Source organism: Ureibacillus endophyticus (assembly GCF_003628435.1).
In the GTDB taxonomy this organism is placed as follows: domain Bacteria; phylum Bacillota; class Bacilli; order Bacillales_A; family Planococcaceae; genus Ureibacillus; species Ureibacillus endophyticus.
The window spans coordinates 1-9,404 of record NZ_RBZN01000072.1 but is presented as its reverse complement, the minus strand read 5'-3'; the positions used below and the strand labels follow the sequence as shown (position 1 = coordinate 9,404).

At 35.3% G+C, this 9,404-nt stretch carries 11 protein-coding genes; 8 read left to right on the top strand and 3 right to left on the bottom strand.

The genetic code is table 11. The features are described 5' to 3' along the window. Window positions 1-317: 317 nt before the first annotated feature. Window positions 318-881 carry a DUF5366 family protein gene (locus D8M03_RS16605; RefSeq protein WP_121215915.1) on the bottom strand — a complete coding sequence of 188 codons (564 nt, stop codon included), beginning with the start codon at window positions 879-881 and terminating at the stop codon, window positions 318-320. 213 nt (window positions 882-1,094) lie between these two features. On the opposite strand from D8M03_RS16605, the gene D8M03_RS16600 reads away from it, so the two are divergent. The 7 genes from D8M03_RS16600 to mnhG are packed head-to-tail and all read left to right on the top strand — an operon-like array spanning window position 1,095 to window position 6,805. Then, window positions 1,095-3,455 (top strand): Na+/H+ antiporter subunit A, encoded by a 2,361-nt coding sequence (locus tag D8M03_RS16600; RefSeq protein ID WP_245987664.1) that lies wholly within the window; start codon window positions 1,095-1,097, stop codon window positions 3,453-3,455. After that, a complete protein-coding gene (locus D8M03_RS16595) occupies window positions 3,452-3,874 on the top strand; it encodes a Na(+)/H(+) antiporter subunit B (RefSeq protein ID WP_121215913.1) in 423 nt (140 codons plus the stop codon). Before D8M03_RS16600 ends, D8M03_RS16595 begins: the two co-directional genes overlap by 4 nt. After that, window positions 3,874-4,215 carry a Na(+)/H(+) antiporter subunit C gene (locus D8M03_RS16590; protein ID WP_121215912.1) on the top strand — a complete coding sequence of 114 codons (342 nt, stop codon included), beginning with the start codon at window positions 3,874-3,876 and terminating at the stop codon, window positions 4,213-4,215. Before D8M03_RS16595 ends, D8M03_RS16590 begins: the two co-directional genes overlap by 1 nt. Further along, on the top strand, window positions 4,208-5,698 hold the full coding sequence (locus tag D8M03_RS16585; RefSeq protein ID WP_121215911.1) for a Na+/H+ antiporter subunit D: 1,491 nt from the start codon (window positions 4,208-4,210) through the stop codon (window positions 5,696-5,698). Before D8M03_RS16590 ends, D8M03_RS16585 begins: the two co-directional genes overlap by 8 nt. Then, a complete protein-coding gene (locus tag D8M03_RS16580; RefSeq protein WP_121215910.1) occupies window positions 5,699-6,178 on the top strand; it encodes a Na+/H+ antiporter subunit E in 480 nt (159 codons plus the stop codon). Beyond that, window positions 6,175-6,456: a Na(+)/H(+) antiporter subunit F1 gene (locus tag D8M03_RS16575; protein ID WP_121215909.1), complete on the top strand. Its 282-nt coding sequence runs from the start codon at window positions 6,175-6,177 to the stop codon at window positions 6,454-6,456. The genes D8M03_RS16580 and D8M03_RS16575 overlap by 4 nt, the downstream gene beginning before the upstream one ends. Next, entirely contained in the window at window positions 6,440-6,805 is a 366-nt protein-coding gene (mnhG, locus tag D8M03_RS16570; protein ID WP_121215908.1) for a monovalent cation/H(+) antiporter subunit G, read from the top strand. Before D8M03_RS16575 ends, mnhG begins: the two co-directional genes overlap by 17 nt. A 39-nt stretch (window positions 6,806-6,844) precedes the next feature. Here the strand turns inward: mnhG and D8M03_RS16565 are convergent, their stop codons facing one another. After that, window positions 6,845-7,042 (bottom strand): hypothetical protein, encoded by a 198-nt coding sequence (locus tag D8M03_RS16565; protein ID WP_121215907.1) that lies wholly within the window; start codon window positions 7,040-7,042, stop codon window positions 6,845-6,847. A 93-nt stretch (window positions 7,043-7,135) separates the two neighbouring features. Then, window positions 7,136-8,644 carry a leucyl aminopeptidase gene (locus tag D8M03_RS16560; protein WP_121215906.1) on the bottom strand — a complete coding sequence of 503 codons (1,509 nt, stop codon included), beginning with the start codon at window positions 8,642-8,644 and terminating at the stop codon, window positions 7,136-7,138. 132 nt (window positions 8,645-8,776) lie between these two features. Here D8M03_RS16560 and D8M03_RS16555 point away from each other — a divergent pair, with 132 nt between their 5' ends. After that, window positions 8,777-9,253 (top strand): divergent PAP2 family protein, encoded by a 477-nt coding sequence (locus D8M03_RS16555; RefSeq protein ID WP_211330995.1) that lies wholly within the window; start codon window positions 8,777-8,779, stop codon window positions 9,251-9,253. Window positions 9,254-9,404: the final 151 nt, after the last annotated feature.

The following is a 9,404-nucleotide window of genomic DNA, read 5'->3' as shown; positions in this document are numbered from 1 at the left end:
TTAGGTTTTTTCGGCATGAAAAAATTAGTTTTAGAAGGGAGGGGTACCCCTCCCTTCTAAAACTAATTCATTAAAATAAAAGAAATAACTTAAATATACTTGACTAATCGTAAGAAAGGAGCTGTCTGAAAACTCATTTTGAGACAGCTCCTTTGTGACGAGGATGGTGACAACCACCGCAGGAACAATAATTCATAAGAGATATTTATCAAGAAAGAAAAGAGGTGTCCAAAAAATTATTACTTTTTGGACACCTCTTTTTTATTTTTCTAAGATTTTATCTAAAGCCCTTTTTGATTACATCCCAAACATAATTGTTAATTAGCAAACGGCAAACTCGCTAATACTCCATTAAACAGTTTTAAAACAACATAAATGATTAAGGTAATAAAAATAGACCAAAACAGAACTTCATAAATTAATAGACCCACCGTTCCAGACATTGTTAAAAATTGGCTCATTTTATACATGTTGTATACAAAATAAATGAGTACCGTTAAAACAAGAATAATCATTAATACAGTAAGTGATTGGATACCAAATGCAGATGCTAAAGAGCCGAAAAAGAGTATTACGTACCCACCCCGCGCTGCACTAATCGTTTCTCCTTCGTTATCCTTCGAGAATAAAAGCATCCCTACTTCATGAATGGTCTCCCCTATTAATTTCAATGCAGAAAAGAGCATAAAAAAACAAAGAGTAAATACAATTAATAACAAAACCCGTAATTCTAAATCTGTTAGAAATTCTCGCATTCCTGAATAAATTCCAATTGAAGTTAAAAAGTCTAATGAGATTCCAACCGTATAAATTCCAAAGGTCAAACTAAATAGTAAAATCGTAAATAATGGTAAATAGCCATATAAGTATGGATTTTTCATAACAACTTCCTCATTTTATTATTTCAACATATTTCTTAATCAAATTAGTAAACTTATGATTTACCTAAAAGGTCCTATGCAGTGAAAAACGCTATAGAAAATGATATAATATTGACTGTTGTATTTTTATATATCTAAATTTTTTGACAAAAGGAGGGGGAAATTTTGTTTCAAGTATTATGTATTTTTATTCCAATCCTAGCTGCGCTTTTTATGCCTTTCTTCTTTAAAAAAGTGCGCTCTATACATACTGGTTGGTTCGTATTGATTGTACCACTTTTTCTAGTAACCTTTTATGCTACATTTGTACCGTTGATTTCAAAAGGTGAAACCGTAATAGCTCAGTTAGATTGGATTCCATCGCTTGGAATATCCTTTGTGTCCTATCTGGATGGTTTAAGTTTATTATTCTCTTTACTTATCTCTGGAATTGGGGCACTTGTAGTACTATATTCGATTTATTATTTAGATCGAACAGTAGAGCAATTGCATAACTTTTACATTTACTTATTGATGTTTATGACTGCTATGCTTGGAGTTGTTCAATCAGATAATATGATAACACTCTATCTATTCTGGGAACTAACATCAATTTCCTCATTTTTACTAATTGGTTATTGGTTTAACCGTGATAAATCCCGTTTCGGTGCATTAAAGTCAACCATTATTACAGTTGGCGGCGGGATGTTGATGCTCGGTGGATTCGTTTTACTATCGATTATGGGGGAAACATTCTCCATTCGAGAATTAATTGAACAAGCACCCGAATTAGCAACTAACGATACATTTGTTATTGCACTAATTTTAATTTTACTTGGGGCATTTACGAAATCTGCTCAGTTCCCGTTCTATATTTGGTTGCCAGATGCAATGGAAGCACCTACTCCTGTAAGTGCGTACTTACACTCTGCAACAATGGTTAAAGCCGGAATTTACTTAGTTGCCCGCTTTACGCCAATTTTCGCTTTATCAGAAGTTTGGGTGTGGTTAGTAGCTGGAATTGGATTATTGACATTATTCTGGGGTTCATTCTTTGCTGTGAAACAAACCGACCTAAAGGGAATTTTAGCCTTTTCAACAGTTAGTCAACTAGGTTTAATTATGTCGTTATTAGGTGTATCAGCAATTGCCTATCACGTAAATGGTGCACAAGATACTGTATTTAAATATGCAGCTTTTGCAGCAATTTTCCATTTAATAAACCATGCAACGTTTAAAGGTAGTCTGTTTATGATTGCTGGTATTGTCGATCATGAAACAGGTACCCGCGATATACGTAAACTCGGTGGATTAATGGGTCTAATGCCTATTAGTTTTACAGTAGCATTAATTGGTAGCTTCTCTATGGCTGGATTACCGCCATTTAACGGATTTTTAAGTAAAGAAATGTTTTTAACAGCAATGCTTTCGGTTGCCGAATTTGATTTATTCAACTTTACAACATGGGGCGTTCTATTCCCTATAATCGCTTGGATTGCCAGTGTATTTACCTTTATCTACAGTTTCTATTTTGTATTTAGAACGTTTACTGGAAAAATTAAGCTGGAGGCATTACCTAAAAAACCACATGAAGCTCCAGTTGGGATGTTAATTTCACCAGTGATTTTAGCCTCCTTAGTAATTGCCATATTCTTTATTCCAAATGTTATTGCAGACACATTTGTCAAACCTGCTGTTGTCGCAATACAACCTTTCTTATATACAAATCCAGAACAGGTTGATATTCACGTATCAGCTTGGCATGGATTTACGCCAGAACTATTCATGACTCTTGGCATTATTGTTGTTGGCCTTGTGTTATTTATGATTCTAGCGAAATGGCAAAAAATCTATGATGCATTTCCAGCTAAATTAACTTTAAATAATTTATATGATTTTATAGTCTATGAATTTAGTGATAAATGGATGAATCGCCTTTCTAAGACTTATATGACAGGTTCAATTCGAGGCTATCTATCTTATATGTTTACTGGTATTGCAATCATTGTCATAGGGACTTTATTTATTAAAGATGGTTTTAAAGTTTCCTTTTTAGGTGCATCACCAATACGTCCATCACAAGTTCTTTTAATATTAGTGTTAGTTATTGGTACGATTACTACTGTTTTTGCAAAATCCCGAATTACTTCGATTGTTGCATTAGGTGCAGTAGGATATACGGTGTCATTATTCTTCGTCATGTTTAATGCACCAGATTTAGCGTTAACTCAACTTGTTATTGAAACGATTTCGGTGGCGTTATTCCTTTTAGCCTTCTATCATTTACCGAAATTCCGAAAAGCAGAAGAACGTACTCGTTTCCGTTTTGGAAGAGCCTTTGTTTCAATTGCAGTAGGTGTAATGGTGACATTAGTTGCTCTATCTGCGCATTCACAAAAATATATTGAATCTATCGCACAATACTATAAAGATACTGTTTATACTCTTGCTGGCGGTGGAAATATTGTAAACGTTATCTTAGTAGACTATCGTGGCTTCGATACTCTATTTGAAATTACAGTACTTGCAATCGCAGGTATGGCAATTTACGGAATGATTAAACTTCGCATGAGCAAAAAGGGAGGGAAATTATGAAAACAAATGATGTCATCTTACAATTTACAGCTAAGATCGTGTTTTTCATGATTTTCTTCTATGCTGTTCATATTTTCTTTGCAGGACATTATACACCTGGTGGAGGATTTGTTGGTGGATTAGTAACTGCCAGTGCCATCGTGCTTTTAATTATCGCCTTTGATATTAAAACGGTTCAATCCATCATTCCAATCAATTATATTTACTTAGTGGCTGTAGGATTGATTATTGCTGGGGCAACGGCAGCTTTCTCAATGTTTATGGGTAAACCATTCTTTACTCATTACTTTGATTATTTTTATTTACCTTTACTTGGTAAAACATCACTTCATACGGCTGCACTGTTCGACTTAGGTGTTTATTTGGTTGTTGTTGGCGTTACGATGACCATTATTCAAACGATTGGGGAGGATGAATAATGGAAATACTGATGGCTTTTGTTTGTGGCTTCCTCTTTATGGCAGCTATCTATTTAATATTATCTCGTAGCCTTTTACGGATTATTATCGGAACAGGACTACTAAGTCATGGTGCACATTTACTTATCCTTACAATGGGAAGTTTTAAAGGAAGTGCCCCACCTGTTCTTTCTGAAGGGGTTACAGACTACGTGGACCCAGTTCCACAAGCATTAATATTAACTGCCATTGTAATTAGTTTCGGTGTAACCGCATTCTTTTTAGTATTGGCATACCGCGCATATCAAGAATTAAAAACAGACGATATGACATTAATGAAAGGAAGTGAAGATCATGAATAACTTCCTTTTACTACCGATCATCATCCCCTTCTTCTTTGGGATGTTCTTAATTTTTAATCAGAAAAGATTAGCCTATCAACGAATTATTACAATGCTAGGATTAATCTTAGCGATAATTTGTGCACTGTCATTAGTGTATAAAGTTTATTTGGATGGACCACAAACCGTTACTTTCGGTAGTTGGCCAGCACCATTCGGTATTACGATGGTTTCCGATATGGTTTCTGCATTACTCGTAACAACAACTCTAGTACTTGCTTTCTTCATTGTTTGGTATGGATTTGAATCAATTGGGAAAGAAAGAGAACGCTTCTTCTATTATCCTGGGGTTATGTTTATTATTACTGGGGTGAATGGAGCATTTACGACAGGGGATATTTTTAACCTTTTCGTATTCTTTGAAGTATTATTAATGGCTTCTTATTTACTTATCGTCCTTGGCGGTGAAAAAGCACAACTACGTGAATCGATAAAATATATTTTAGTGAACGTATTATCTTCTGCCTTATTTGTTATTACAGTAGCGTTTCTTTATTCAGTAGTCGGTACATTAAGTATGGCAGATATTTCATTAAAGATTGCAGAAATTAAACAGCCTGGGATTATTACGGTAATTGCGGTTATGTTCTTAATGGTATTTGGGATGAAAGCGGCAATCTTCCCACTTTATTTCTGGTTACCAAGTGCATATTCGGCACCACCAATCCCTGTACTTGCATTATTTGGTGCTTTACTTACTAAAGTTGGTGTATATGCCATTATGCGTACATATACATTATTCTTTACTCATGATTTAGCATATACGCATGAACTATTATTAATTTTATCCATTATTACGATCATCGCAGGTTGTATCGGAGCGCTTGCTCATTTCGATGTTAAACAAATCATCATTTATAATATCGTCATTGCTGTAGGGGTTATTTTATTTGGTGTTGCTCAAATGAACCAAATAGGTTTAGAAGGAGCAATGTTCTATCTAGTTCATGACATGATAATTAAAGCAGCTCTCTTTATGTTAATTGGACTTGTCATCTACGTAACGGGTACGACAAATTTACGAAAAATGGGTGGCTTAATGAAAACGTATCCTGCATTAGGTTGGTTTTACTTAATCGCAGCTTTCGGTTTAGCTGGTGTCCCTCCATTAAGTGGGTTTGTAGGGAAACTACTAATTGTCCAAGGTGGATTCCAAGCAGGCAATATCTGGACGAGCCTATTATTACTAGCGTCAAGTTTAGTTGTTTTACTCTCTGTCATGCGCATCTTTATTTACGCTTTCTGGGGAGAACAAGGACAAGTATCAAATCAGGTGAATAAAAAAGTTTATAACCGTATGTTTTTCCCTACTATGTTATTAGTATTTATTTCAATCCTTTATGGAGTTGGTACAGAATGGTTAACTCCATTAATGGAGGATGCAGCAAAAATTTTAATTGAACCATCCATCTACACAGACGCAGTAATGAAAGGAGGAAATTAAATGTCCTTTCAAGTTCTACTAAATGTATTTTTAGCATTTTTATGGATGTTTTTATCCTCTAACTATTCATTATCCCGATTTATTATCGGGTACTTACTAGGTTTATTATGTATTATTGCAATGAGACGTTTCTTTAAATCTCGTCTTTATACTGATCGTGTTTGGGCAGCTATCAAACTTGCATTCCTTTTTATAAAAGAATTAATTTTGGCGAATGTATCAGTATTAATGCTTGTTATCAAACCAAAACTTGAACTTCAACCTGCTTTTTTTAAATATGAGACAGAGCTAACACAAGATTGGGAAATTACACTATTATCAAGTTTGATTACATTAACACCAGGAACAGTGGTAGTTCACGTTTCAGACGATTCAAAATCACTATTTATTCATGTAATCGATAGTGATGATATTGACTCTACAATTGATTCCATTAAAAATTCCTTTGAAAAGGCCATCATGGAGGTGAGCCGTACATGACATATTTTCTATGGGTTGCTGTATTAATTATTGTGCTTTCCATGATTGCACTACTGTATCGCCTTGTAAAAGGACCGAATCCTTCTGACCGTGTCGTAGCACTGGATGCAATTGGTGTTGCACTAATATCTTTAGTTGGTCTTTTGTCAATTGTAGTTGAAACGAGCTTCTTTTTAGAAATCATTCTTTTACTGGCGATTTTATCATTCATTGGAACAATTGCCTTCTCTAAATTTATAGAGAAAGGAGATATTATTACTCGTGACAATTCTCGCTAACATACTTATTGTATTTTTCATTTCATGTGGATTATTGTTCATTGTTGTCAGTGCAATCGGACTTTACCGGTTACCTGACCTTTACACTCGTACACATGCAGCTTCTAAAAGTGCTACTCTAGGGGTTATGTGTATTCTGCTAGGCGTATTTTTTCATTTTTGGCTAAAGGAAGATCATTTTAATCCAGGGATTCTGTTAGGGATTCTTTTCCTATTCATTACAGGTCCAGTTGGCGGTCATATTATGAGTCGCTCATCTTATTTGGCAGGAGTAAAACCATGGTCTGGCACAGTAAGAGATGATTTAAAAGAAGAAGTTGAAAGAATGAAAAAAGAACAAGGTCTTTAAACGTTAAAAGAAAGCGCGAAATTCATCGCGCTTTCTTTTTTAGTATCTTCTATAAGGTCCACGTCTGCGAGGATAATGATATCTTGGATAATAATATGGATAAGGTTGATAATAATACGGGTAACGATTTGGATAAAACGCGTTTCCTAAAAGTCCACCTAAAAATCCTCCAATAAATGGATACCCAAATGCACCAAAACCGCCATACCCACCATATCCTCCATAATAATTAACCATGTTTAACCTCCTTTTCTTATGTAACATATGAAAGAAAAGGAATGTTATCTAGGTAAAACGCCTAGAAATGTTATCACTAATATAGAAGTCCAATTATTGTACTGCTTCACCTAATCGTTCGACAAACGTAGCTAACGTTCTTACCATAACCCCAGTACCACCTTTTGGACCTAAATCATGGGCTTGATTTGCGTCGGATGTACCTGCAATGTCTAAATGGATCCAAGGAATATTCTCAATGAATTCACCGACAAATCCTCCACCAAAAATCATATGACCGTCCCTACCTGGGGAATTATTTAAGTCGGCAACATCTGATTTTCGGATACGCTTTTTATCATTTTCCGTTAAAGGCATGCCCCAAACAAATTCCCCTGTTTCAATACTTGCCTCAATGAAGGCATCGAAAAATGCTTCATTGTTTGTCAGTGCACCTGTTTTATCAAATCCTAGTGCTGTAATAACACCACCAGTTAAAGTTGCTACATCAATTAAAGAACTTGCCCCTTGTTGCTGAGCATACGTTACAGCATCAGCTAATACGAGACGACCTTCTGCATCTGTATTTAATACTTCAACGGTTTTACCACTATATGTTGTGATGACATCATCTGGTTTAAAGGCTTCACCTGAAATCATATTGTCTGTTGAACCGATTACAGCAACAACATTTTTGTTTGGTCGAATTTCACCAATAATTTTCATAGCCCCTAGAACTGCTGCGGCACCACCCATATCACCTTTCATGCCTACCATACCTGTTTTTGGTTTAATAGAGTAGCCACCCGTATCGTAAGTGACACCTTTCCCTACTAACCCTATGACACCTTCCCATTTTTCCGTTGCTTGATATTTTAATGTAATCAGACGTGGCTCTTCTTTCGATCCTTTATTAACACTTAAAATTCCGCCCATTCCCAGCTCTTCTAATTGGGCTTTATCTAATATTTCCACTTCAAAATCATATTGCTTTGCTAACTTTTCTGCATAATTGGCAAGTTCCGTAGCCGTTAATAGATTAGGTGGTAAGTTTACTAAATTACGTGCCTCATTTACAGCATCCGCATAAATTTTCCCAACTTCAAAACTTGCAGCAATTTCATCAATATCAGCTTCAGTTACAAAGTGTACTGCATCCATATACAAATCAATTTCATTAGATGTTGTTTTATAATTTGGTATTTGATAGAAACCTAAGCGCGCACCTTCTGCAAAGAGATATGCAATATCGTTCTCATCAATAGGGCTTGCAGTAAATGATTCAAGCCAAATTGTGAATTCACATGCTTTTAAATTTCTAAGTTCTTTTCCAACTAAGCCAAATGTTTCACGTAGCTGGTTTTCAGTTAACGTTTTTGTGTCTCCTAAACCGACAAATAGCACTCTTTTTAATTTCTTGTTCGAACCGATATAAGGAATTTTCGTCATCTTTTTACGGTCTGTATTAATATCACCTGAACGAATCCATTCTTCTAAACTTTCTCCATAGAATGAAACGAACTTACTCCATCCACTAATGTGATCACAATTTTTTTGGACACCTACAATTAATAATTCAGTGTTTACTTGTTCAAATGTTTTTGCTTCTTTTACGATTTTCAACGTAATCCCTCCAATATGAATATTATAGTCGAAAACATGAAAATTTCGTATTATTAACGCTGTATTCATTGATTTAGTCGTTATCGGTTATGCTATACTTGATATAGAAAAAGAAAGGTAGGGATGATTATTTTGGCACTTTTTCAAAATACACCACTAATTTTATCTATCTTCTCTATTTTATTTGCACAATTTGTTAAAGTCCCAATTCATTTTTTAGTTTCAAAAAAACTAGATTGGTCTTTATTAACCTCAACTGGAGGAATGCCAAGTTCTCACTCGGCAGCTGTAACAAGTTTAGCAACTGCAGTCGGATTTGAAACCGGACTGAATTCCCCTACCTTCGCAATTGCCGCTATGTTTGCTGGAATTGTTATGTACGATGCAAGCGGAGTGCGTTACCAAGCCGGCCAACACGCTGCCATCATAAACCGTATGCGAAACGAACTGGCTTTGTTTTTCCGTGAAGTAAAACATTGGCCAGAAAAAGATGAAAATGAAAAAATACAAGAACTAAAAACCCTACTCGGTCATAAACCAAGCGAAGTATTAACAGGTGCTTTAACGGGTATACTTATTTCTGTTATTTTTTATAGTGTGATTCTTTAATTGTAAAATAAAAAAGGAGACGTCTCAAAATGGACTTACCCCAGTCAAGTAGACAGCTTTAAAAGAGACTAAGCAGCCATCTGGTGTCGATATTCTATCGGTGCCAGGTGGTTGAGTCGTTTTTGGAAGCGTTGGTAGTTATAAAAGTAAA